Annotated in this window: 20 protein-coding genes; 7 read left to right on the forward strand and 13 right to left on the reverse strand. The window is 67.0% G+C overall.

Translation table 11 applies throughout. From position 1 onward, the window contains the following. Positions 1–7: 7 nt before the first annotated feature. The 3 genes from GYM46_RS12275 (at position 8) to GYM46_RS12285 (ending at position 3,950) form a co-directional block, all read left to right on the forward strand. Complete coding sequence (locus GYM46_RS12275) at positions 8–1,966, forward strand: glycoside hydrolase family 3 protein (protein WP_008261605.1); 1,959 nt, start codon at positions 8–10, stop codon at positions 1,964–1,966. Between the two features lie 19 nt (positions 1,967–1,985). Then, positions 1,986–3,485, forward strand: a complete 1,500-nt coding sequence (locus tag GYM46_RS12280) for a tryptophan halogenase family protein (RefSeq protein ID WP_035305407.1) — start codon at positions 1,986–1,988, stop codon at positions 3,483–3,485. Positions 3,486–3,713: 228 nt separating this feature from the next. Then, entirely contained in the window at positions 3,714–3,950 is a 237-nt protein-coding gene (locus tag GYM46_RS12285) for a HipA domain-containing protein (protein WP_232216251.1), read from the forward strand. A 17-nt stretch (positions 3,951–3,967) separates the two neighbouring features. Here the strand turns inward: GYM46_RS12285 and GYM46_RS12290 are convergent, their stop codons facing one another. Then, the gene (locus GYM46_RS12290; RefSeq protein ID WP_197019686.1) at positions 3,968–4,477 is read right to left on the reverse strand and encodes a nuclear transport factor 2 family protein; all 510 of its coding nucleotides are present in this window, start codon (positions 4,475–4,477) and stop codon (positions 3,968–3,970) included. A gap of 293 nt (positions 4,478–4,770) precedes the next feature. Here GYM46_RS12290 and GYM46_RS12295 point away from each other — a divergent pair, with 293 nt between their 5' ends. The 3 genes from GYM46_RS12295 to GYM46_RS12305 are packed head-to-tail and all read left to right on the forward strand — an operon-like array spanning position 4,771 to position 9,411. Beyond that, on the forward strand, positions 4,771–5,274 hold the full coding sequence (locus GYM46_RS12295) for a sigma-70 family RNA polymerase sigma factor (RefSeq protein WP_008261505.1): 504 nt from the start codon (positions 4,771–4,773) through the stop codon (positions 5,272–5,274). Continuing rightward, on the forward strand, positions 5,271–6,251 hold the full coding sequence (locus tag GYM46_RS12300) for a FecR family protein (RefSeq protein ID WP_008258647.1): 981 nt from the start codon (positions 5,271–5,273) through the stop codon (positions 6,249–6,251). The genes GYM46_RS12295 and GYM46_RS12300 overlap by 4 nt, the downstream gene beginning before the upstream one ends. Before the next feature lie 46 nt (positions 6,252–6,297). Further along, positions 6,298–9,411, forward strand: a complete 3,114-nt coding sequence (locus GYM46_RS12305; RefSeq protein WP_008260040.1) for a TonB-dependent receptor — start codon at positions 6,298–6,300, stop codon at positions 9,409–9,411. Here the strand turns inward: GYM46_RS12305 and GYM46_RS12310 are convergent. From GYM46_RS12310 to GYM46_RS12360, 11 genes are all read right to left on the reverse strand, one after another. Continuing rightward, entirely contained in the window at positions 9,395–10,012 is a 618-nt protein-coding gene (locus tag GYM46_RS12310; protein ID WP_035305330.1) for a phospholipase domain-containing protein, read from the reverse strand. The genes GYM46_RS12305 and GYM46_RS12310 overlap by 17 nt on opposite strands. Next, complete coding sequence (locus GYM46_RS12315; RefSeq protein WP_008262132.1) at positions 10,009–10,890, reverse strand: glycerophosphodiester phosphodiesterase family protein; 882 nt, start codon at positions 10,888–10,890, stop codon at positions 10,009–10,011. Before GYM46_RS12315 ends, GYM46_RS12310 begins: the two co-directional genes overlap by 4 nt. Next, positions 10,890–12,191, reverse strand: a complete 1,302-nt coding sequence (locus tag GYM46_RS12320) for a purple acid phosphatase family protein (RefSeq protein ID WP_164952703.1) — start codon at positions 12,189–12,191, stop codon at positions 10,890–10,892. The genes GYM46_RS12315 and GYM46_RS12320 overlap by 1 nt, the downstream gene beginning before the upstream one ends. A gap of 65 nt (positions 12,192–12,256) precedes the next feature. After that, complete coding sequence (locus tag GYM46_RS12325) at positions 12,257–15,181, reverse strand: TonB-dependent receptor (protein WP_008262745.1); 2,925 nt, start codon at positions 15,179–15,181, stop codon at positions 12,257–12,259. Between the two features lie 121 nt (positions 15,182–15,302). After that, entirely contained in the window at positions 15,303–16,307 is a 1,005-nt protein-coding gene (locus GYM46_RS12330; RefSeq protein WP_008261901.1) for an alpha/beta fold hydrolase, read from the reverse strand. Positions 16,308–16,348: 41 nt separating this feature from the next. After that, complete coding sequence (locus GYM46_RS12335) at positions 16,349–16,807, reverse strand: hypothetical protein (protein WP_008260774.1); 459 nt, start codon at positions 16,805–16,807, stop codon at positions 16,349–16,351. Positions 16,808–16,883: 76 nt separating this feature from the next. Beyond that, a complete protein-coding gene (locus GYM46_RS12340) occupies positions 16,884–17,306 on the reverse strand; it encodes a DUF6491 family protein (RefSeq protein ID WP_008259527.1) in 423 nt (140 codons plus the stop codon). 67 nt (positions 17,307–17,373) lie between these two features. Beyond that, positions 17,374–19,146 carry an FAD-dependent 5-carboxymethylaminomethyl-2-thiouridine(34) oxidoreductase MnmC gene (gene mnmC, locus GYM46_RS12345; protein WP_008259130.1) on the reverse strand — a complete coding sequence of 591 codons (1,773 nt, stop codon included), beginning with the start codon at positions 19,144–19,146 and terminating at the stop codon, positions 17,374–17,376. A gap of 80 nt (positions 19,147–19,226) precedes the next feature. Next, positions 19,227–19,550 (reverse strand): hypothetical protein, encoded by a 324-nt coding sequence (locus GYM46_RS12350; RefSeq protein WP_008259486.1) that lies wholly within the window; start codon positions 19,548–19,550, stop codon positions 19,227–19,229. A 149-nt stretch (positions 19,551–19,699) separates the two neighbouring features. Beyond that, complete coding sequence (motA, locus tag GYM46_RS12355) at positions 19,700–20,566, reverse strand: flagellar motor stator protein MotA (protein WP_008260718.1); 867 nt, start codon at positions 20,564–20,566, stop codon at positions 19,700–19,702. A gap of 86 nt (positions 20,567–20,652) precedes the next feature. Continuing rightward, entirely contained in the window at positions 20,653–22,485 is a 1,833-nt protein-coding gene (locus GYM46_RS12360; protein ID WP_255343266.1) for a long-chain-acyl-CoA synthetase, read from the reverse strand. A gap of 288 nt (positions 22,486–22,773) precedes the next feature. Here GYM46_RS12360 and GYM46_RS12365 point away from each other — a divergent pair, with 288 nt between their 5' ends. After that, positions 22,774–23,358, forward strand: coding sequence for a hypothetical protein (locus GYM46_RS12365; protein ID WP_008258812.1), 585 nt, complete (start codon positions 22,774–22,776; stop codon positions 23,356–23,358). 53 nt (positions 23,359–23,411) lie between these two features. Here the strand turns inward: GYM46_RS12365 and GYM46_RS12370 are convergent, their stop codons facing one another. After that, positions 23,412–23,963, reverse strand: a complete 552-nt coding sequence (locus GYM46_RS12370) for a lipocalin family protein (protein ID WP_008261607.1) — start codon at positions 23,961–23,963, stop codon at positions 23,412–23,414. Positions 23,964–24,035 lie beyond the last annotated feature (72 nt).

Raw genomic sequence — 24,035 nt, forward strand, 5'->3', positions numbered from 1 at the left:
GACGGCCATGACCTTCCGCAAGACCAAGCTTCTCCCGCTGCTGCTGCTGCTGGCCGGATGCGCCCTGGCCCCGATGAGCGCCGCCGCTCAGCAGGAGCGGACGGAGTGGCCGGCCCTGACTGCGGCCCACGCGCCCGACGCCGCCATGGAGGCCCGGATCTCCCGCATCGTCGCCGGCATGACCCTGGCGCAGAAGGTGGGTCAGATGACCCAGCCGGACGTCCGCTACATTACGCCCGAAGAGGTGACACAGTATTATATCGGCTCGGTCCTGAACGGCGGCGGCGCCTGGCCCGCCATGAACAAGCATGCGACCGTGGCCGACTGGGCCGCCCTGTCGGACCGCTATCATGACGCCGCTCTCGCCGCAGACATGACGGTGAAGATTCCGCTGATCTGGGGCACCGACGCGGTCCACGGGCACAACAACGTCTCCGGCGCGACGCTCTTCCCGCACAACATCGGGTTGGGCGCCGCCCATGATCCCGAACTGATTGAGCGGATCGGCCGGGCCACCGCGCGTCAGGTGCGGGCCACCGGCATCACCTGGGTCTTCGCCCCGACCCTGGCAGTGGGCGAGAACCGCCGCTGGGGCCGCACCTATGAGAGCTATTCCAGCGATCCTCAGCTGGTCGCCGAATACGGCGAGGCCCTGGTGCGCGGGCTGCAAGGGAATCTGACCGGCGACGGCGACGTGGTCGCCACGGCAAAACACTATATGGGCGACGGCGGCACCTTCAACGGCCAGGACCAGGGCGAGGCCCGTGCGAGCCTCAGCGAGATGATCAATCGCCACGGCGCCGGCTATTATTCGACCATCGAGGCCGGCGTGCAGACCGTCATGGCCTCCTACAGTAGCTGGAACGACGTCGCCGCCGGTCATGACTACGGCAAGATGCACGGCAGCCGCGAGATGCTGACCGACGTGCTGAAGGACCGACTGGGCTTCGACGGTCTGGTCGTGTCCGATTGGAACGGGATCGAGCAGGTCCCCGGCTGCACCAAGGCCGAATGCGCCCAGGCGATCAACGCCGGCATCGACATGATCATGGTCCCCGAGGACTGGAAGGCCTTCATCGGCAATACCATCGCCGACGTCGAAGCCGGGCGCATCCCGATGTCCCGCATCGACGACGCCGTGACGCGGATCCTGCGGGTCAAGATGCGCTCTGGCCTGTTCGACCGTGCACCGTCGGAAAGCCGCTACAACGGGCAGGCCTCGGCCGTGGCCGCGACCGATCTGGCGCGCGAGGCGGTGCGCAAGTCGGTCGTCCTGCTGAAGAACAACGACCGCGCCCTGCCGCTGGTCCAGGGCGAGAAGATCCTGGTCGTGGGCGACAGCGCCGACAGCCTGTCCAACCAGACCGGCGGCTGGTCTCTGACTTGGCAGGGTACCGAGAACGTCAACGGCGACTTCGCCACCGGCGCCACCCTGTTGCAGGCTCTCACAGCGCAGTTCGGCGCGGACAACATCGTCTATTCCAGAGACGCCGTCGGCGTGGACGTGACCCGGTTCGCCAAGGTCGTGGTCGTGCTGGGCGAGACGCCCTATGCCGAATATCACGGGGATGTCCGCTTCCCCGCCCCGATCCAGTACAGCCATCGTCGCCCCAACGACCTGGCGCTGCTGTACGCGGTCTCGGGCAAGGGGGTGCCGGTGGTCTCGGTGCTGTATTCGGGCCGGCCGGCCTACGCCAACGACCTGATCAATCTGTCGGACGCCTTCGTCGCGGCCTTCCTGCCCGGCACCGAGGGCGCGGGGCTGGCCGATGTGCTCTCGGGCGGTCGTTACGACTTCGCCGGGCGGCTGTCCTTCGCCTGGCCCGGTTCGGCCTGCAGCACCGGCGAACATGCGGGCGACGTGGTGCAGTTCGCGCGGGGCTTCGGACTCAGCTACGCCCGGCCCGCGACGACGGGTGAACTGCCCTTGCCGACCACCCCCGGCGTCTGCGACGCTGTCGACTGACAGCGTTTTGGGGGCGGATGTGCGGCAACTGAAGACAATCCTGATCGTCGGCGGCGGTTCCGCCGGCTGGATGGCCGCCGCCCTGTTCTCCAAACTGTTCAAGGGGCTTTATGACATCACCCTGATCGAGTCCGAGGCCATCGGCACGATCGGGGTGGGCGAGGCGACGATCCCGGCGATCAAGACGTTCAACGAACTGATCGGCCTGGACGAGAACGACTTCATGCGCCGCACTCAGGCCAGCTTCAAACTGGGCATCCAGTTCGTCGACTGGGACCGGGTCGGATCAAGCTATATCCATGGCTTCGGCGTGATCGGCCGGGATCTGAAATGGCTGCGCTGCCATCAGTACTGGCTGAAGATGCGGGCTGAGGGGAAGGTGTCCGACCTCGCCGCCTATTCGATCAATACGGCGGCGGCCCTGCAAAACCGCTTCATGCGCGCCGACCCGAAACGACCGGGCTCGCCGCTGGGCCATATCGCCCACGCCTTCCATTTCGACGCCGGCCTCTACGCCAAATATCTGCGCGGGATGTCCGAGGCGGCGGGCGTGCGCCGTCGCGAAGGCAAGGTCGTCTCGGTCCAACTCAGGCCCGAGGACGGGTTTGTGGACTCTGTCACGCTTGAGGATGGAGCGGTCGTATCGGCCGACCTGTTCATCGACTGTTCGGGGTTCCGCGGTCTGATCATCGAGCAGGCGATGAAGACCGGGTACGAGGACTGGTCGCACTGGCTGCCGTGCGACCGGGCGATGGCCGTGCCCTGCGCGCGGACCGAGCCCTTTACGCCCTATACCCGCTCGACCGCCCGCCCGGCCGGCTGGCAGTGGCGTATTCCGCTGCAGCACCGCACGGGCAACGGGCACGTCTATTCCAGCCGCCATATGGACGACGGAGAGGCCGAACAAATCCTGCTGTCGAACCTGGACGGCGCCCAGATGGCGGAACCAAATCGAATCCGTTTCGTCGCCGGCAAGCGTCGTCAGATCTGGAACCGCAACTGCGTGGCGGCGGGCCTGGCCTCCGGTTTTCTCGAGCCGTTAGAATCGACCAGCCTGCACCTGATCCAATCCGTGCTGATCCGGCTGGTGCGCCTGATGCCGGACGCCGGTTTCGATCCGGCGACCATCGCCGAGTTCAATCGTCAGACCGATTTCGAATACGAGCGGATCCGCGACTTCATCATCCTGCACTACAAGGCTACGGAACGCGACGACACGCCGTTCTGGCGCTATTGCCGCGACATGGATGTCCCTGTGACGTTGGAGCGGAAGATCGACCTGTTCCGCGCCAACGGCCGGATATTCCGCGAAGACGACGAACTGTTCGCCGAGGAAAGCTGGATACAGGTGCTGCTGGGGCAGGGGATCATCCCGGTCGGCTATGACCCGCTCGTCGATGTGACGCCGGAACCGGACATTGAGCGGTACCTGGCGGATGTGGAGACCGTCATAGGCAAGTGCGTCGCCCTGATGCCGTCTCATGCGGACTATGTCGCCAAGGCGTGTCCGGCTGCGTGAAGGGCGCGCTGTCGCTTGCCTCGCATTGGGAATACGGACTGCCGCGATCCCTTGAGAACGGCTTCGGCGCCAGAGCAGCCCGATGCGGCGCAAGCAGGGCGATCCATAAGTGAGCCAGGCTCAGAGCGTCTCAAAAGCCGTTGCGAGCCGGGGCAGGCGTGATCGTATCGCGCTCTAGATCGACGCGTGCAGGGGCTCGTGAAAATCGGCGGCATCGGGGCGAGGGCCGTGTCCGTCGCGCTGTCGGCCATCGGCGGCACGGACGTCCACGCCAAGAACTACGCGTTTCTCATTGCGGAGGAGGGCCAGGTGCGGCTGGCGCCGCTCTACGACATCTCCAGCGCCCTACCGTATGACGGGCTGCAGTATCAGCGTCTGAAGCCGGCGATGAAACTCGGCGGCGAATATTATCTGCGCGACATCGGCCCCGTCAGGTCGCCAGGTTGGCGACCGAACGCCAAATGAGATAGCCGCGTCGTTGCCTAGGGCAAAGGTCCGTGATCGTAACTGAAGACGCGGGCCAGTTTCCAAGAACCGCCTTCGAGCTTCCACATTTGAGCAAATCGAGCTCGGCCGACACGGCTCTCTTCGCCGTCGCCCTGACGTTCATAGAAGACATGCTCGCCGGTTTCGACGGCGCCATACTGCTCTATCGGGAAGACGGCGACGGTTTCGTCCAAGGCTTCCCGGCGCGACCGCCACGCGTCCGGAGCATCTCGACCCTTACAGCGCGTGGCGTACTGGGCGACGAAAGCGTCACCGTCTGTCGCGACCAGGCCGCCGCGGTCATCAAAGAATTCGAAGTCGTCGGTCACCATGGCGCGGAGGGCGGCGGGGTCGCACCGCTCCATGAACAACTCGAAGAGACGGGCGTCCGCTGCAACGACCTGGGATCGCAGGTCAGGGCGACCTGCTGCCATGGTAGGGGCCGCGCCCACCGTCAAACCGAGCGCGATAAAGCCTGCAACAAGCGTCTTGATTTCAGAGCTCACGAAACACTTCTCCAAAATGGGCGGGTGGACTCTTCGCCGGTCAGGCGCCGGCAGCACAACTGCAGAAGGCGATCCTGTGTCGCCATGGGCCTGGGAAAATGGCGAAGGTGAGCAACAAAGCCCGCGTCAGCCCCATGACGGTATTCACATGCCGTCTGCGGCGCGCCCCTATCAAGTTAAGCTTAGGCAATGCTCCAGGTCGTTCCGCCGCTCGATTATTCGTCGGACTGTTTTCGCACCGTCATCGTTGAGCCGTAAAAGCGCGGCCCAACGGGTGCGCCCGCGGGGGTAGGATGTCTGTTCAGGATCTGAGTGCGGGGCGATTGCTGGCGAAGAACGCCGTGCGTCTGCGCGCCTTTGTCCGCAGCCGGGTCCACAACGACGCCGACGCCGACGACATCAGCCAGGAGGCCTACGCCCGCGTCCTGGCCCGATCCCGGGCCACGCCGCTGAAGGATCCGGTGGCCTACGCCTTTCGGGTCGCGCTCAATCTGCTCAGCGATCAGAGGCGCCCCGGCGCCCCGGATGTGAACGAACCGATCGACGACGCGGCGGCCTCGGACGCGCCCTCCCCGTTCGAAGTTCTCGACATGAAGCAGAGAGCGGACCTTTTCACCCGCGCGCTTCAGCGCATGCCCCGGCTCAGGCGAGAAGTCTTTGTTTTGCGCCAGTCCGCCGATCTCAGCTATCCGGAGATCGCCGCGCGGCTGAACATCTCGGTCGAGGCCGCCCAAAAACACTTCAGTCGCGCCGCCCTCGAAGTGCGCAAGGCTGTGGACATGGAGCGTGCGCGATGAAGAATTCTGCGCGCGTCTCCGAAGAACAGGCCGCCCTTTGGGCCGACCGTCGGCGTCACGGCGAAATGGACGACGCGGCGGACGAGGCGCTGCGCGCCTGGCTGGCCGCAGCGCCGGAGCGCGCCCGACTGCTGGAGGCCCAGGAGCGGTTGCTCGCCGATCCGGCCCTGGCGGCCGCCAGCGCAACACTGGCGGCTGAAGCGGGCCGGCGTCGGCGCGCCTGGCGGGTTCGGCCCCTTCCACTCTCGCCATCCCTCTGGGCCGGCGGCATGCTGGCCGCGGCCTCCGTGATGCTCGCCGTGCTGATATGGCCGTCCCAGCCCGCCCTGGTCGAACAGAGGCTGGAGGGAACGGCGGGACGCAGCCTTCAAGCGGCGCTGGACGACGGCTCTTCGGTCCAGCTGAACGGCGACAGCCGGGTCCGCACGGCCTTCGGCCCGGAACGGCGGGACGTCTGGCTGAGCGGGGAAGGCTTCTTCTCGGTGGCCAAGGACGCCAGACGCCCCTTCTCGGTCATCACGGCCACACATCGGATCACGGCCCTGGGCACGCGCTTCAACGTCGATGAACGCAGCGGCGGCGCGGTGGAGGTGACGGTCCTGGAGGGCCGGGTCGAGGTGGTGCCTTTGAACCACCCCGAGCGCGGCCAGGTGCTGAACGCAGGCGGTCGATTGCTGAGCGACGGCGCGACCGCCCGAGCCGGAGCGATCGAACGCCTGGACCCGGAGGTCAGGGCGCCGGATTGGACCGAGGGATGGATCGACGCGGACAATATGAGCCTGGCCGACCTGCTGATCGAGTTGAAACGCCGATCGCCCGGCCTGGAGGCCGAGTTCGCCGATCCCGCCCTGAGCCGGCGCCGGATCAGCGGGCGGTTCGCCGCTTCTCGACCGCAGGACGTCCTGACCGTGGTCGCGGACATGCAGGATCTGACGCTTCGCAGGGACGCCTCCGGCCGTCTGCTGATCGATCGGTGAACCCAGGATGTGGGCGGGCCGCGCAAGGTTTTGGAGCGCAGCAGCGGTGACGAGCCTGTGGCTTGCCGCGGGCGGCGCCGCAGCTCAAGCCCATGCCCCGGCCCCGTTCGCCGCCGCCGCCGACCAGACCCCGCACAGGTTTCGGATTTCCAGCGGCCCTCTTGCCCAGGCCCTGCGTGATCTTTCCCGGCAATCGGGCATGGCCGTTCTGGCCGACGCCGATCTGATGAACGGACGTCGCACAGCGCAGTGGCAAGGCCGAACCACCGCCTGGAACGCCCTGACCCGGCTGCTGGCCCCCCATCCGGACCTGCAAGGCCGCATCGTCGGGGAGACCCTGATCATCGAGCGGGCGCAGGCTGCGCCGGCGCCGACGACCGTGACCCAGCTCGAGGAGGTGGTGGTCCTGGGCCGCAAAGGGGCCCTCCAGGAGGCTCTGGAGATTAAACGGGCCTATGACGGCGTCAGCGATGTGGTCAGCGTCGACGACCAGGGCCTGTTGCCGACCAATAATCTGGCGGAAAGCCTCGCGCGCCTGCCCGGCGTCAACGCCGTCAGAAACCACCAGACCGGCGAAGGCGATCGCCTGACGATCCGCGGCATGTCGACCGAATGGAACGCTTATCGGATCAATGGCGTGCGCCTGGGCGGCGCCGGGTCGCGGGCGGACAAATTCTATCGTGGCGTCCGCCTCAGCTATCTGCCGCCCGAAGGAATCCAGAACCTGATCGTGCGAAAGACCCTGACGCCCGATCTGGACGGAGACGCCCTGGGCGGCCTGATCGACATTCAAACCCCGACGGCCTTCGACGCGGACCACGACTATGTGCGGCTGTCGGCGGAAAACGGCTGGTTGACCCGGTTCGACCGACCGAAGTCGGGCAAGTTGGCCTTGGCCGTCTCGCGCCGTCTCTCGGATCAGCTGGGCCTCTTCGTCGCCGCCAACTGGAGCGACGCCCGCTCGCAATTCGAGATGGTCGGCGGCGAGAGCGACGACCTGCCGCCCGTCTGGTTCGACACCTTCTATTCGACCGGCTGGGATTTCGACCGTTTCATCATGAGGGGCATGGAACTGGCCATCGGCGAGACCCAGGTGCGCCGCCTTGGGGTGAACGGGAGCCTGGATTGGCGAGGCGGGCAGCAGGAGCTTCACCTGCGGCTTCAGTACAACCGCTACGAGGGCGAGGAGTACCGGAACCGTCTGAATTTTCGGAACGACGGCCTGGCGGGAACCGAGCGGCTGGTCCAGGTGGACAGCGGTCGAACCGGTCTGGCGCAGCCGGACGCGATGGTGGTCGGTTCGGATCCGGATTTGGGGCGCATCTACGGCTACTCGACTGCGGACATGAAGGATGTGGACGGGGATGGGCGGATCACCGACGCCGACCGCGACGTCCGCTCCGTCTATAGTCTGGCTGGCGCATCGGGCGTGTGGGATCCAATGGGCTTCCGACTGAGACGGTTCTGGGAAGCGACGCGGGAATCCGGCCTGTTGTCGTCCATCACCCTGGGCGGACGGCGGTGGGACGGGCCGTGGCGGATCGACTATGATGTCTCGCTGTCGCGCTCTCAGGATGATCTGGACGAGGGCGCGCTCCTGGAATTCAGGACCGACGCCGTCGAATGGCTGGGCAATCGCGGCGTCCGGGTGATCGAGACCGACGATCCGCGCTTTCGCCTGTGGGGGCTCAATCCCGCCGGCATGGCGGCGGTTCAGGATCCGGCCGCCTATGATTTCAGACATCTGGGCGATGAGTGGGAACAGACGTCCGAGACCCTGGCCCAGGCCCAGTTCGGTCTGACCTATACGCTGACCGGCGGCTGGCTGGAGTCGGTCCAGGCCGGAGGGCGCTATATGCACTCGAACCGCCGCAGCGCGGGAGGCGCCCGCCCCGATCTGATCGGTCCGGAGACCCTGGCCGATCTGGAAGGGCTGTTCGGCGCGCCGGTCACGGACTTGTTCGACGGCCGCTATGTCGGGGACCACCGGCTGGGCGTGGTCTTGGACAGCCGACGGATGTCGGCCGAGATCGAACGGGCCTATCGCGGCGACAGCGCCTATTTCACCGTAGACCCCGCGTTCGAGCCCCAGGCCGACGCCGAGAGGTTCCGGCTGAAGGAACAGGCGGCGGCCGGCTATGTCATGGCCGCAGCCCGATGGGCCGGAACCGAGATCACGGGCGGCGTGCGGGTCGAGCACACCCGATCAAAGGTGAGTTTTCCCATTCTGGATGCGCTCCGTGGCGACGGACGGGATCAACGTCGAAACAGTTTCACCAATGTCCTGCCCTCGCTGCATCTGCGGCGCGCCCTGGAGGGCGACAAGGTCTTGCGGGCGGCGATCTGGACCAGTTTCGCCCGACCGGACATCGCCCGAATGACGTCGGCGCGGCAGTATGTCTACGATCAGGATCCCGACCGCGACGGCGAGGTCAATCCCGAGGCGGACTGGATCCTTCAGGAAATCCGCCAAGGCAATCCGGACCTGAAGCCTATGGAAGCCATCGGCTATGATCTGTCGCTCGAACACTATGGCCGATCGACAGCCTGGTCGGCGGCCCTGTTCCACAAGGACATTCATAATTTTCTCTATAGGGCCTCAACCAGTTCGATCCGCGACGGCGGACTGATTGACCGCGGGGATGAGAACGGGACGCCCGTGCGGGCCTACGCCAACGGTCGGCGGGCGCGGATCAGCGGGGTCGAACTGGCGATACGCCACGGCCTGGACTGGGCGCCCGCCCCGCTGGATGGGCTGGGCGTCACGGCCAATCTGACCTGGCAGGTCAGCCGCGCCGACGCCAACATCGTCTGGCGCGTCGGCGATCGGCTTCCCTTTACGGAGACGCCCGAGACCCTGGCGTCCGTCGAACTGTTCTGGCAGGGCGGCGGATGGGAGGCGGCGGCCGGCTGGAGCCGCCAGGGCGGCTTCCTCGAAGGTATGGATAGTTTCGCCAACGACCCCTACGAACAGGCCTACAGTTTTGTGGACATCAGCCTTCGACGACGGTTGGGCGGCGACGGCTTGGCGTCGATTCAGATCCGCAACCTGCTGAACAGCCATACCTATTGGTACACCTTCGGCTCGGGGCCGGAGGATTTGCGGGAGTACATCCGCACCGGGCCGACGGTGACCCTGGCGATCAGCCGCAGCTTCTGAGCGGATCCTGCGACGCCAGGCGGCCCGCGAACCTTCGGCTGAAGGCGCCGCCGAGGCGCGAGACGGTCAGGTCGTAGGCGCCGTCCGGCAGGACCGGAAGTCGCAGGCGCAAGGGCGCTCCAGCGCTCAGCCTGTAGCGACGCGTGGGACACAGGCCCGTCTCGTCATTGACGCAGAACCAGGCGTCCTCGGCCGGGACGATCTCCAGGATCAGGCCCCGACCTCGGCGCGGCTCTTTCAGGCGCGCCGCGACAGGGCCGTCTTCGGCCAGACAGCCGGAGAAGCGCCTGCAGAAGCCGTCGGGTCCAAGCAGGCGCAGATCATAGGGGGCGGCCGTCCGGATCAGTTCGACCTGATCGCCGGGCGACAGGCTGAAGGCGTCCATGGACGCCGACGGCTGATGCGCATCGAGGATCTGAAGATGCGCCACATCGCCGCCGGCCGCGTTGCACACCGTCAGCAAAAGCTCATCCTGGGCGAAGTCAAAGCGATCCGTCACGGAGAGGCTGCACGCCCCGGAAAGATCGCGCGTCTTCGTGGTCAGACGGGGATTGAAGGCGCCGCCCGCTCGGCCCCCGCGCCTTTGCATGGCTTCGATCATGGCAGCGCCGCGAGCCCGCAGTCGCTCACGGCGCGCCGAAGGCCCCGTGGCCGATCCGTCTGAATCACATTGGCGTCCAGGACCAGCAGTCCCTCCAGCCGGGAACACAGGTCGGTCGCCCGGACCGCCAAGGCCTCATCGACATCGCCCAGACTGTTGACCCAGATCCGCGCCGGCAGGGCCCGCGCCCCGTTGCGGAGCTGCGGGGTCAGAGACTCGGGGTCGCCGTGAATGATCGTCGCCGCCGGCAGCCCCTCGACGGCGGCGGCCAAGCCGTCGGAACGGCTGACGCGCGGCATGAGCAGGGCGCGCGGCGCGAGCTCACGCACCGCCCGCAACACCGCCCCGTCGGAGTCGAAGAAGACGACCTGGTCCGTCATTCCCAGCCCCTGCACCGCCGCGACCACGGGGCCGATGCGATCCGTCTTGAGGTCCAGATCAACCAGCACCCGTCCGCACGTCTTGCGAAACGCCTCGACCAGGGTCGGGGGCGGCTCGGAACTGTCTTCCAGCCGCAGGCGACGCAGTTGGGCGTAGGTCAGGCTCTCGGCCTCGCCGGCGCCGCCGGTGGTCCGAGTCACCGTTTGATCGTGCATCAGAAAGGGCACGCCGTCGGCGGAGACCTTGACGTCGATCTCCACGATGTCGGCGCCCTCGCGCACCGCTTCGTCGATGGCGGCCAGCGAGTTCTCGGGCGCTTCGAGATGGCCGGCCCGGTGCGCGGCGATCAGCAGGGCGCCGCGCGGCTTCGCCAGTTCGGCCTGAAGGCGCGACATGACGGCGGTCTGCCCGCAGACCGGATCGGCCAGGGCCGGCGTCGCCGCCAGCCCCGCCGCCCATGCCGCGAGCAGCCCGACGATCGCGGTACGCGCTATCACTACTGGTCCTCGCGCCGCAGGATCAGTTCCGGCGTCGCCGGCTTCAGATCGGTCAGGCGCGCCGGACCCGCGCCGGGCTTGTCCAGTTGGAAGGCGTCGTACAGGGCGCCGTCCATGGTGAAGGCCCGCATCGTCAGTCGGGCCGCAGAGACCTCGACCTGCTGGAACACCTGCACGCCGCTGGCCTTGCGCTCCGTCCAGTTGAGGTCGCCCAGCGGATACTGCTTCGGCCCGACGTTGGAGACCATATAGACCGGGCCCTGATCGTGGGGGCGGCCGCGTCCATAGGTGTGGTCATGGCCGGCCAGCACCAAGTCGACGTGATAGCGGTCGAACAGGGGTTGCAGCACGGCGCGCAGTTCCTCGCCGCTGCGGCCCCGGGCGGTGGAATAGAGGGGGTAGTGCAGGAAGACGACCGTCCAGCGCGACGGGTTGTCGGCCAGTTGCCGCTCCAGCCAGGCCACCTGATCCCGCGCGGCCTGGGGGTCTTCGTCGATCATGTCGGCGTCGAGCGAGATGATGCGAACGCCCTGATAATCGACCCGATACACGGTCTCGGTCAGCATGTCGGACGGGCCGTTCTCGGGCAGGGTGAATTGCAGCCGCCACTGGGGCGCCAGCATTTGCGGGGTCGAGCCCTGGGGCTTCATGTATTCGTGGTTGCCCGGCGTCATCAGCGACGGGGTCTCGGCCAGACGGTGGGCGTCCATATCGAACCATTCGCCCCATTCCGCGTCGTTGTCGGCCCGGTTGATCAGGTCGCCGGCGAACAGCATGAAGGCCGCGTCCGGGGTCTGGCGCAGGGCGCGGCGCACGGCCAGGCCGCCCATGGAGCGGATGTCGTTCTGGACGTCGCCCATATAGAGGAAGGTGAAGGGACGAACCTCGGCGGCGGCGGTCTTGACCTGGCGCCCGGGCGACCAGGCGCCTTCCTTGCCCACGCGATAGACGTATTGGGTGTCGGGGGTCAGGCCGGTCAGCCGCACGCTGTAATAGTCGGCGGCGACGTTCTGTTCGTCCCGCGTCGTGAAGGCGGCGGAGGTGCGCTGCGCCGGCAGGCGGACGGCTTTGGCAGGGTAGGCCGGCCCCGGCGTCAGAATCGCATATTCGATGAAGCCGTCGCCCGCACCCGCTTCGGCGCGCCAGTTGAAGGCCAAGCTGGTCGACGGCGTCTCGGTCAGATTGACGATGACGCGTTCGGGCAGGGAAGCCGTCTGGGCTTGCGCCGGGACGGCCTGGAGGGCGGCGAAGGCCAGGACGCTGCAGGACAGGGTCGCGGCGAGGCGCAGGGACAGGCGCATGAGGTATCCTCGATGTCTGGAAAAGGCGCCGCTCGCGGGAGATCTCCCGCGAGCGGCAGGAACGGTCAGAGCCGCCAGTTCAGGTTCAGGCTCAGGTAACGACCGTTCTCGATGTAGTCGCGGACGCCGCCCTTTCCTTCACCGAAGGTGTAGAAGTAGGTGTAGTTGTCCAGCAGGTTCTGCACCTTGAAGGTGGCCGTCAGGTTCGGCGTGATCTGACGCCGCGCCATCAGGTCCACGAAGTGGTAGTCCTGCTCATAGGGATCGTTGCCGAAGTCCTCGATGTCTTCCAGAGACACGTCCTGATAGTTGTAGGCCACATAGGCCTCCCAGCCGTTGCGCTCCCAGAACAGTTCCAGGTTCACGATGTGGTCGGGGGTTTCCATGAAGGGCAGGGTGTAGCCTTCAGGGTGCCAGGACAGGCCGGTTTCGGCTTCCGAGCGCTGGATGGTGGCGTTCGCCGCCACGCCCAGCCCGTCGAACGGCGCCGGCAGCCAGTGGAGCTGCTGGCGGGCGTTGATCTCGACGCCGCGGATCTCGGCCTTGCGACCGTTCATCGGCATGGAGACGGGCACGCCCGACGGATCGTCGAACTCGCCCTCCGTGCCGTCCCGAATGACCGACGACGAGGAGCGGAACAGGAACTTGTCCAGATCCTTGTAGAACAGCGCGACGGAGTAGGCGCCCGTGCGTCCGTTGTAATATTCCGCCGACAGGTCGTAGTTGACCGAGGTCATCGGCTCGAGATCGGGATTGCCCTGGACGATGCCGGTCAGCACCCATTCGCTGGTCGGGTTGGTCACGCCGTCGCCGTCGGGATCGCCGTCGTAGCTGTATTCCTTGACCGAGGTCATCCGTTTGATGTCCGGACGCGAGACGCTGGTCCAGATCGCCGCCCGCAGCTTGGCGTTCCAGCTCACGTCATAGTTGACGTGGATCGAGGGCAGCCAGTTGGTGAAGCCCGAGGTGTCGGTGGTGTAGTCCTCGCCCCGCACCGGGTTTTCGGTCCAGGCGCGGATGTCGTTGCTGGTGTCCTCGACCCGCACGCCGGCGATCACTTCGGCCGCGCCGAAACGAGCCGTGCCCATCACATAGGCAGACACTACCTGTTCGTCGTAGAACCAGGTGGAGGCGTAGTCGATCGAGTCCGCCTCGTTCAGCGTCAGCAGGGTCGAATTCCCCGCCTTGGCGCGTTCGATCTCGGCCATCATCTTGTCGGTGTCGATGACGGGGCCGAGTTGGTACTGGCCGGTGTAACGGCCGTCGAACATGTCGGTGATCGCTTCGCCGAACAGGGCGGAATAGTCGGCCATGGTGCCCCGGGGCTCCAGGTCGATCAGCGAACCTTCCAGGCGTTCACGCTCGGACTTGTAGTATTTGGCGCCGGCGCGGACCTCTTGCAGCCAGGAGCCTGTCGGCTGGTAGCGCAGGTTGAACTGGGCCTGGTTCAGGGTTTCCTTGGCGCCGCCGTAGCTGCCGCTCAGGCTGGAGGCGGTGTACTGGGTCAGGTCCTGGACGCCCGCCATGCCGGCGGGGTTCAGCACCCATTTCAGGTACTGCGGATCCCCCTGGCTGACGATCTCGACGCCTTCATTGCCCTTCCACAGATAGGCGTTGCGGCCGAAATACATCTCGTAGCTGTCGACGATATTGTCCTCGGATTCCGAGTGCGACAGGTCGTAGTCGAGGGTGAACTCGCGGAAGCGGCTTTCGCCGCCGAAGTTGACCATCTGCAGCACGCCTTCGGTCGTGCCGCCTTCCCAGTAGCGACGCAGGCGGAAGCCTTTGGGATCCCACGAGCCCGACGAGCCGTTCAGGCTGTAATAGCTGTTGGAACCCTTGTCCGCGTCGGTGATCTTGTCGTCCTTGTCGCGGTCGACGATCTGGGCGGTGGTGTAGTTGTAGATGGCGCCCTTGATGTCATCGTAGCCGATGACGGCGTTCGCCGGCTGGATCAGGTCGCCGCGCGACTTGTCGACCTGCTCCAGGCGCGCCGAGGCGCTGGTGCCGGCCTCGTTGCGGAAGTTGAGGCGGTTCCTGAACTGGGTCTCTTCATACTCATTGTACTGACCACGCAGGTGGAAGTCGTGATTGTCGCCGCGCCAGTCCAGCGAGCCGTTGAAGCCCCAGCGCGTCACGTCCGTGTCGCCGGTGGACATTTCCAGACCGCGGGTCACGAAGGTCTGGGGATCGAAGTCCAGGCTCTGGGCCTTGCTGTACCAGTTACGGGGCATATTATCCCCGGAGTTGCCGATCTGCTCGAACTGCGAGGCGCGTTCCGAGTAGTTGCCGGTCACGAACAGGCCCAGCCGATCGGAGAACTGCTTGCCGAAGGCCACATCGGCGGCCCATGAGGTCCGGTCGTCGCGCTGTTGCAGCAGGGTGCCCTCGATCGAGCCCGCCACATGGGTCGGATCATAGTCGAAGGCCGTCGGCGTCTTGATGTCGATGGTGCCGCCGATGGCGTCGCCGTCCATATAGGGCAGCAGGCTCTTGTAGACGGTGATCGCATCGACGCCCGACGTCGGCAGGAAGCTGAGGCGCACGCCGCGGAAGAAGTTGTCGCCCGGCGATCCGGTGCCGCCCATGCGCACGCCGTTGACGGCGTAGGCGTTGTATTCGGTCGCCATGCCCCGGATCACCACCCGGTCGCCTTCGCCGGTGAAGTGGTTGCGGACCGCCGACACGCCCGGAATGCGCGATGCGGCCTCGGTCAGGTTGGACGACGGCAGCTTGCCCATGTCGTCGGCGCTGACGCTGTCCGAGATCATGTCGCTGTTGCGCTTCTCGTCGATCGAGCGGCGCAGGCCCTGCAGATAGCCGGTGACGACGACTTCATCGAGGACGGCGGGGTTGGGTTGCGCCGCCGTTTCCGCCTCGGACGAGGTCGATTGCGACTGCGACTGCGATTGGGCCGCCGCCCATTGCGGAAAGGCCGCGATCAACGCCAGGCCTCCGGCCGCCGCCAGATAGCGAGATTTGGTTTTCATGATGTAGTCCCCCGTGGTCTGCCAAGGCGCAGACGACAGAGAGACTGAACGACCCGAACAAGCTGACAGGCGTCGTCAATATTTCATACGCACGTCGTCAATCTGTACTGGACAATCAACCTCAGATACACAGATCCGCCCCGTCATTGACGAACCGGCAACCTTCTTCGGCTCCGTGCCGAGGCTTTGCGCCGCGATGCCGCACGGGCCGCAAGGGTAGGGGGATCATCCAGCCCGGACCGCACTGAGCCTTCGGCGTAGGGTGCGGCGCTGAATGTTGAAGCGGCGCCGCGCTCCGTCCCGGTCGAGACCCGGCCGGTTCAGCCGGAGACCGGCATTGGACGGCGGCGGGGAGGCAGACGCTTGCGGCCTGGGGCAGGGCGTCGCCCCTGGCCATTGTTCTCGCGTCCATTCCGTCTGGCGCGGCGGGCACGGTCTCCGCCGTGTCCGGCGCGTATCCGGCTGACTTCAGAAACCGGATCATGGACTGGTTGAACAGTTCCGGGCTCTGCCAGGGCGCGAAATGCCCGCTGTCCGCCAGATACTGAAGACTGGCGCCCGGGATGGCGTCCGCAATATAGGCGGCATGCTGCGGCGTTATGAATTCATCCTCCGAGCCCGCGACGATCAGAACCTGGGGCGCCCGGATCAGGGCGAGTTGACCGGGGCCGTAGTGAAGTCGCGTTGTCTGCATGGTCCTGACCGCCTGGGTCAGCCCGGAGAAATCCGGGGCGGGCGAGAGCTCGGCATAATCGGCGGCGAGGCGGGGCCCTACCTGCCGCAGGATCGGCGCATCGCCGGCGTCCTTGCGGACACCCTGCAGATCCATATTGGCGCCGAACGCATAGATGGGGCCGAGTTGATCGCCTCGGTCCATGCCGAGCACGAGCGCCGTTATGGCGCCGTCGCTCCAGCCTATGATTGCGGGTCGGTTCAACTGCAGATGATCGATCACCGCTCCGACATCCTCGGCCAACTGATCGTAGCTCAGAGGTGTCGAACCCAGGGTGCTGCGACCGTGGCCCCGGCTGTCAATGAGGATGACCTGATAGCCGGCGTCAAGGAGAGCGGGGACCTGTCGGCCCCAGGCCTGATGGCTGGACAGTCCTCCGTGCAACAGGATCACAGGGGGACCGCTGCCGATCACGCCGTACCAGAGATGGGCCCCTAGCCCCCGCGCCCGCCGGCGATGAAGGCGGCGATGGTCGGCCAGGGCGCGCCCTGGGGGCGCATGTCGTCGCAGGCGAAGGACTTGAGGGCGCCGTACACGCCGCCGGAGGGGGTGGCGTCCCAGGGGGCGTCTTCGGCGATCCGTTCCGCTTCCGCGCCGTCCGGGCCGTGGACGATGGTGGCGACGGTGCGGGACTGGCCGTCCGAGCAGCGGACCGCCAACTCCTCGACCTCATGGCTCTGATCGGCCGCGTCGCCGTGTGCGGGAACGCGGGCGAAGCGGGCCGTAGCGACGCCGTCGACCGGCGTCAGGGTGTCCTGATCGATCAGATAGACGGTTCGGTCGCTGGCCGAGAAACGGGTCCAGGTCTCGGCTGCGGCCGGCGTCGCCGCCGTCAGGGCCGCGACGCCGACAACCGTCAGTGTGGCAAAGGTCAGTTTGGCGATTCCGCGCATGTCTTCCTCCCGTGAATGAGAGGATTTGATACCCGTGGTCGCCCGATTTCAAGCCGCCCCTGCGACCGGCGGCGGATCAGGGTCTGGCGCGATCCGGCAGGGCGGCCACCTCTTCCGCGGTCAGCGACTTGGTGACGAAGGCCCGGCAGGTGCGGCGACCCGGGTCGGCGTTCGGCACGATGATCTGGACCGGATCGCCGACGCAGACGGTGTCGGATCCGCCGAGGGTCGGCGTCACGGCGATGGACACCGCCGAATCCAGATCCCAGCAGGCGCCGCTGGTGTTGATCTGGAACACATCGTCGCGCAACGACCGGATATAGAGGTCGGACTGGCGATCGGTGCGGAAGTTGCGCACGCTGTCTGTACGGAAGCAGCGGGCGACGGACTTTTCGCCGTCGGCGGCGGCCGCGGCCCTGGTTGCGGCGGGCGCGCAGGCGGAAAGGCTCATGGCCGCCACCGTCGAGGCGGCGAGCGCGGAGGTCAGCAGGATACGCATCGAAGTCTCCAATACGGAATCTGGAACAAGGAAGAGACGCCGCACATGAACACAGCCTGAAGGCCGATCAAGCCGGCCCCAGACGGTCAGGATCGATCCGTCCAAAAAGCGTTGCAGGAAGCGGCGAAGGCGTACCGGCGATCAGGGCGGCGACATGTTCGCCCAGCAGGGGCGCCACGCAGAAACCGCGTGAACCCAGGCCCGACAGCAGATAGAGCCCGTCCGCTCGACGCCCCGCCAACGGCAGCCGGTCGCGTGTCGTGGCCCGGATGGCGACCCGACGATGGCGGACGCCCGTCTCAGCCTGGGCGGCCAGATGCGGCAGGCGCGCGCGCAGGGCGTCCAGGTTCCGGGCGCTGTCCGCATCGCGCGCCTCCAGGGTCACGTCGCCGCGGTCGTGGGTTGCTCCGAACAGGACGCCCGTGCCGGTGGGCGCGACATAGCCGCCCCAGGCCACGCCCGGAGACGCCGGACCCTCGACCCAGTCGGCCTGGCCCCGGACGGGCGACAGGCCGGCGTCCGCCAGCAATCCGGCCGTTCCCCAGCCGGCCGTCACCACCACCGCGTCCGCCTGGGCCAGGATCCGGCCCTCGGCGTCACTCAGGGTCCAGCCGGCGTCGCCGCGCTCGATCCGGGCCACGGTCGCGGTGATCATGGGCACGGCCTTCAGCCAGGCCGACAGGATGGCGGCGGCGTGAATCACGCGGGCGTCGGCCATCATCAGCCCGCCCTCGGCGGTCGGTTCGCCCAGTCGGTCTGCAGCGGCCTCGGCGTCGATCACCGACATGGCGCCGTCGCGCCACAGGGACTGGGCGGCGATCTTGTCGAAGCGCGCCGGATCGCGCGCCGCCTGGGGCAGTTGCAGGACGCCCCGGCTCAGAACGGCCCCCGGCGTGGCGTCATACAGATGCCGCGCCCGTTCCAGCGCCTGGGCGTACAGGCCGGCGATGGCCGCATCCCCGGCGTCGAGGCGCGGCGTCGCCAGTCCGGCCGGAAACCCCGATCCCCCCGCGCCGGGCCGCTCGCCCTCGATCACCACCGGCGTGATTCCTGATGCGACCAGGGCGCGGGCCACGGCCGCCCCGGCCACTCCGGCCCCGATGACGGCGACGCGGGGGGCCTGGTCGGGCGCAGGGGCGCCGTCCCGCCGCGCCTCCAGCCGTTCACGCTTGCGGCCGTGGCCGGGCTTCTTCTCGACCACGAAGCCGCGTTCCGACAGGCCGCGTCGAACCGCGCCGGCGACCGTGAAGGTGGCGACTCGCGCGCCGGGGGCCGACCGGGCGGCGATCCGGTCCATCACCGTTTCGGACCACATGCCGGGGTTCAGGGCCGGCGAGAAACCGTCCAGGAACCAGGCGTCGGCCGCTCCCGACCACTGGTCCAGGGCCCAGTCGACGTCGCCGACGGCGACGTCGAGCACCGCGTGGAACCCCGGCAGATCGACCCGGTGAAAGCCCGGCGTCCGCTCCGGCCACGCTTCAGTCAGGGCCAGGGCCGCCTCCGCCAGTTCGGGCCAGGCGCCCAGGGCGCGCCGCGCCTCGTCGGCGGTCAGGGGAAACCCCTCGATGGAGAAGACGTGCAGCCGCCCGCCCTCGGGCCGGGTCCGGCTCCACAGGTCCAGCAGGGCGGCGATGTTCAGCCCGGTGCCGAACCCCAGCTCGGCCACGGTGAAATGGCGTCGCCCGGCCCAGGCGTCCGGCAGGCCGCAGCCTTCCAGGAAGACGGCGCGGGTCTCGGCCAGACCGTCGTCGCGTGAGAAATAGACGTCGCCGAACCGGCCGGAGCGCGGTTCGTCGTCATCGGTCCAGGTCAGGTGCGGGGCGGTGTCGTCGGTCGTCATGGCGCGGCTCTAGCACCTCCGCCGCCGATACGAAAAAGGGCCGCCCGCGGGGCGGCCCCTTTGTGGGTCGGGGGAAGGACTCAGTGGCCGGCGGCCTCGGCCGATCCGTGGTCGGTCGCCGGGGCGGCGGCTTGCCCGGCCGCCGTGTCTGTCGCCGCAGGCGCGCCTTCGGGGGGCTGTGCGGAGGCGGAGGCGGTGGCGGCGCCGGCGTCCTGAGCGGCCTCATTGGCGGCGGCGGCGGCTTCCGCAGCGGCCTGGTCGGCGGTCAGGGCGGCGTCGGCGGCGGTTCCGGCCGCTTCGACCGCGTCGCTGGCGGCTTCCTGAGCCTTTTCTTCCGGCGCCTTCTGGCACCCGGCGATGATCAGGGCGGCGGCCGAGGCGGCGATGAGGGCGGTGATGCGCATGGGACAATCCTCCGAAGGCTGTTCGCGAGGCCGAAAGCCTCGCTGGAAACGATAACGCCGCCGTGAACCTCGGGGCAAGCCGGGATCACGGCGGCGTCATGCCGCGTCTGAAACTCGTCGCGCGGCCGGACGTTCCGGCCCGCTCAGCTTCAGTCGTTGCTGATATTGTTCAGCGCTTCTTCCATTTCGGCGAAGGACGGCTGGGAGGCGGAGGGAATGTCGCCGCGGCCGATCTCGACCGAGATCTGGGCGGCGTTGCCGTGCAGGTGGGCGATCAGCACGGACTGGATCATCTTGTAGTAGGCCGCTTCCTCATTGATGATCGAGGTCAGGCGCGCCGCGAACGGGCCGACCAGGCCATAGGCCAGGAACACGCCCATGAAGGTGCCGACCAGGGCGCCGCCGATCATGCCCCCCAGAACTTCCGGCGGCTCGGTGATCGAGCCCATGGTCTTGATGACGCCCAGCACGGCCGCGACGATGCCCAGTGCGGGCAGGGCGTCCGCCAGGTTCTGCAAGGCGTGGGCGTTGTCGAGATGCTCGTGGTGATGCTTCTCGAGCTGCTTCTCCATCGCATCCTCGACCTGGTGCGGATCCTCCAGGTTCATCGTCATCATCCGCAGGGTGTCGCAGATGAAGTCGACGGCGAAATGGTCCTTCAGCACCTTGGGGTACTTCTGGAAGATGGTCGATTCCTTGGGCTTTTCGATATGGCTTTCCAGCGCGACGACGCCCTTGGATTTCATGGTCTTGGTCAGCTGGAACAACAGGGACAGCAGGTCCTTGTAGTCCTGCTTCTTCCATTTCGGACCGGCGAAGGCCTTGCCCAGACCCGCCAGCGAACCCTTGACCACCGTCATGGAGTTGGAGATCAGGAAGGCCGCGATGCCCGCGCCGCCGATCGCCATCAGTTCGTGGGGCGCGGCGTGCATGATGACCTCGAACTTGCCGCCCGAGATGGCGTAGCTGCCGAACACGAGGCCGAACAGCAGTACGATGCCGATGATCTGGAACATGGAGACGCGGTATCCTGACGCGAGAGGCGTCAAGTGATGACCGTTATTGATTAAGACGGCGTTTCGGGAAACGCCGTCTTATACCGTCACAGCCGGCCTTCGCCGTTCAGAATGGCCGTCCGCCCTGCCGTCGTCAGCTTCTGGTAGCCGGTCTTGCCGCCGCGCACATACAGGGTCGCGCCGGTTTTTTCCGGATCGAACCCGTCGGCCACCAGATCGGCCTTGCGGTATTTGAAGGTGCCGGTCGTTTCGGCCGCCTCGATCAGCCGCACGAAGACGGGCTGGGCGTAGGCGGGCAGGCGGGCCTCGACGTGTTCGGCGAAGGCCTTGGGGTCGAACTTGGCGTCCGTCACCAGGGCGGCCATCCCCGCCTTGCCGTCCTGGCCGGGCACGGGGACGCCATAGACGATGGCCTCGGACACGCCGGGGCCTTCCATCAGCACCTGTTCGACCTCGGAGGTCGAGACGTTCTCGCCCTTCCAGCGGAAGGTGTCGCCCATCCGGTCGACGAAGTAGAAATAGCCCTCGGCGTCCTGTTTCATCAGGTCGCCCGTGCGGAACCAGCGGTCGCCCTTCTTGAAGACGTCGGTCAGGATCTTCTTCTGCGAGGCGGCCTTGTCAGCATAGCCCGAGAAGTCGTGGCGGATGTCGTTGCCGATCTCGCCGATGGCTTCGCCGATCTCGCCGACGCGGGTCAGGCGGCACAGGCCGTCCGGGCCGCGGATCGGCTGTTCGCTGTCCACGTCGAACTGGACCAGGCGGATATTGATCTGTTTCTTCAGGTAGCTCGGCACCCGGCCGATGGCGCCCTGTTTGCCGTCGAAGTTGAACAGGGAGACATTGCCTTCGGTCGAGCCGTAGAACTCCAGCACCTCGGGAATATGGAACCGGCTCTGGAATTCGGGCCAGACGTCGGCGCGCAGTCCGTTGCCGAAGGCCAGACGCAGCTTATGCTTCTGCTCATAGGCCTGGGGCTTGCTGTTCACCAGATAACGGCACAGCTCGCCGATATAGACGAACATGGTGGCGCCGGACGCCACCACGTCGGGCCAGAAGCTGCTGGCCGAGAACCGCTTGCGGATCACCAGACGCGCCCCGTTCAGCAGGGCCGCGCCGACGCCGACCAGGCCCCCGGTCGAGTGATACAGCGGCAGGACGTTGAAGATCCGGTCCTTGGGCGTCGAACGGGTCGCGCCGGCGAAAGCGCGCATATAGGTGCGGGCCCGCGAATGCGGGATGCGGGCCGCCTTGGGCAGGCCGGTGGTGCCGGAGGTGTAGATATACAGGGCCGTGTCGCGGTTCGTCAGGCCTTCGCGCACCGACCGGGACGGCCGCACGGAGGAGGCGCCGCGCACCGGCTTGTCCAGGCCGCGCCGGTCGCTGGATTCGTCCTCGTCGCCCAGGCCCAGGACCCACAGCATCAGGGTGTGGCCGACCAGGGGGCGGGTCGCCTCGACCTGGCGCCAGCAATCCTCGTCCGCCACCACCTGGAAGGCGTTGGAGATGGTCAGGCAGTGGGCCAGCCCCTGGCCCGTCAGATTCGTGTTGATCAGGGCGGTGGCGATGCCGACCTTGGAGAAGCCGATCCAGGCCGCCAGATATTCGACGCGGTTGGTCATCATCAGGGCGATGGTGTCGCCCCGGTTCAGGCCGCGCCCCTTGGCCCAGTGGGCGTAGCGGTTGGCCATGGCGTCCAGGTCGCGATAGGTCAGGCTGCGGCGCTCGTCCTCGACGGCGACGTTGTCCGCGAACTTGTCGACGGCTTCTTCAAAGTCGTCGCACAGCAGAATGTCGCTATCCAGCTCGATCGGCTTGATACGCTTGAGCAGGCGGAACAGTCCGCGCGCGAAGCGCACGTCCCTGCGGATATTGGCTACAAAACCCATGCTCGCCGTTACTCCGGTCTTTGCGTGTTCCACCCGCGCTCGTGATGAACGAAAGGAGCCTGTTCGGTCAACCGCGAGGCGGACAAACGCCTTAGAAACCACCGCGATCAGACAAGGCCGTGTCCCATTTGTTTCGGTGACGTCGGGGAAATCCAGAGCGAAACGCGCATTTTTCGCCTTATTCGTTCTTTTCTGGCCTATAATAGATCTGATTTCGCCTTAGCCGGGGCCGTATCAGTGCTTCTTCAAGGTCATTGACCGTTTATCGGAACGACCTCGAAGAACAGCGTGTTTTCCTGCCGATCTCATGGAGGACACATCATGTCGATGACTTATGCAGACGTTACGACCAACACAGCCGCCGTCGATGCGACGGGGCGTTCCGCCGACGAGGTCTTCGTGCCACGCTATGCTCAGCGTCGCAGCCGAAGCAACAAATCCGTCAAGACCTGGATGATCATCGCCCCGATCGGCGCCCTGGCGGTGATCGGCACGGCGGCGGCCCTGATGATGGGCGGCGACGCGCCGGCCGCGCCGGCGTCTTCGGCGCAGCCGCTTTCGACCCCGGCGCCGCAGATGCAGACCGCGCCGACGGCTTTGACGCCGGTTGAGACTCCGCTCGCCCAACCCGTCCCTGTCCAGACGACGCCGCAGACGACGCCTGCCCCGGTTCCGCGTCGCGCCGAGCCCGCTGTGCGCCGGGCGGCCCAGTCGGCGCCACCTGCGGAACGTCCGGCCCCGCGTGTGGATAGGCCTGTCGAGCCGACCGGCCCGCGTCCCTACAGCGCCGCCACGGCGGCCTTGAACACGGCGGCCTTGAACACGGCGGCCAGCCCTGCGGCGTCCGCCCCGGCCTCGGTTCAGATCCAGCCGCCCCCGACCGTGTCCGTCGAGCCGGTCAACTGACGCCGTCACCCATGAAAAGGCCCCGGCGTTCGCCGGGGCCTTTTGCTGTCGGCCTATCGCCTGGGCAGGGCGGGAAACTCCAGCCGACTGACGTCATAACCCAGGGCCCGCGCCCGATCCGTCAAGGCGCGCACCTCCGCCTCGCTGGGAACCTCGCGGGTGTAGATGAACAGCCGCTCGAAGGTCGGATCCGCCGAAATGAACCAGCTGTAGTCGTCCGCCCGGTCCAGCACCCAGTAGTCCCAGGTCACCAGACCATGCAGGTACCGGACCCGCAGCTTGGCGTTCATGCCGGGGTCCAGAATACGGCCGCCGCCCTCGATGGCCTTTTCCTTGCCTTCCGGCGAGCCGACCTGACAGGTGTCGCGCACATGGATGCGGTCCGCCTTGACCGGAGTGTAGATCGAGGCGCCGGCGACGCAGCCGGCGGTCAGCCGGTCGGGCAGGCGGGCGACCTCATGCCAGCGCCCGGACCACAGACGATCCACGTCGACGGCCTTGATCGGCTGGGGCGCACGGTATTCGGCGGGGGAGGGGGCTGTGACGCAGGCCGCCAGCGCGGCCGAGGCGACGACGGCGGCGATCAGGGATTTGACGATGGGCATTGCGACTCCATTTCAACGCCATAAAGTCGCCACACGCGGCTCAGTTCCACAAGGCGGACGCCGCCCCTCGAC

The organism is Brevundimonas mediterranea (genome assembly GCF_011064825.1).
Taxonomy (GTDB): Bacteria; Pseudomonadota; Alphaproteobacteria; order Caulobacterales; family Caulobacteraceae; genus Brevundimonas; species Brevundimonas mediterranea_A.

Excerpts from the sequence above, each read along its gene's own strand:
- GYM46_RS12295 (WP_008261505.1), top strand. The coding sequence starts at position 4,771 with ATGTCTGTTCAGGATCTGAGTGCGGGGCGATTGCTGGCGAAGAACGCC.
- GYM46_RS12300 (WP_008258647.1), top strand. The coding sequence starts at position 5,271 with ATGAAGAATTCTGCGCGCGTCTCCGAAGAACAGGCCGCCCTTTGGGCC.
- GYM46_RS12325 (WP_008262745.1), bottom strand. The coding sequence starts at position 15,181 with ATGAAAACCAAATCTCGCTATCTGGCGGCGGCCGGAGGCCTGGCGTTG.
- GYM46_RS12370 (WP_008261607.1), bottom strand. The coding sequence starts at position 23,963 with ATGCCCATCGTCAAATCCCTGATCGCCGCCGTCGTCGCCTCGGCCGCG.
- GYM46_RS12340 (WP_008259527.1), bottom strand. The coding sequence starts at position 17,306 with ATGCGTATCCTGCTGACCTCCGCGCTCGCCGCCTCGACGGTGGCGGCC.
- GYM46_RS12275 (WP_008261605.1), top strand. The coding sequence starts at position 8 with ATGACCTTCCGCAAGACCAAGCTTCTCCCGCTGCTGCTGCTGCTGGCC.
- GYM46_RS12365 (WP_008258812.1), top strand. The coding sequence starts at position 22,774 with ATGTCGATGACTTATGCAGACGTTACGACCAACACAGCCGCCGTCGAT.
- GYM46_RS12335 (WP_008260774.1), bottom strand. The coding sequence starts at position 16,807 with ATGCGCGGAATCGCCAAACTGACCTTTGCCACACTGACGGTTGTCGGC.
- GYM46_RS12350 (WP_008259486.1), bottom strand. The coding sequence starts at position 19,550 with ATGCGCATCACCGCCCTCATCGCCGCCTCGGCCGCCGCCCTGATCATC.
- motA (WP_008260718.1), bottom strand. The coding sequence starts at position 20,566 with ATGTTCCAGATCATCGGCATCGTACTGCTGTTCGGCCTCGTGTTCGGC.
- mnmC (WP_008259130.1), bottom strand. The coding sequence starts at position 19,146 with ATGACGACCGACGACACCGCCCCGCACCTGACCTGGACCGATGACGAC.
- GYM46_RS12310 (WP_035305330.1), bottom strand. The coding sequence starts at position 10,012 with ATGATCGAAGCCATGCAAAGGCGCGGGGGCCGAGCGGGCGGCGCCTTC.
- GYM46_RS12320 (WP_164952703.1), bottom strand. The coding sequence starts at position 12,191 with ATGCGCCTGTCCCTGCGCCTCGCCGCGACCCTGTCCTGCAGCGTCCTG.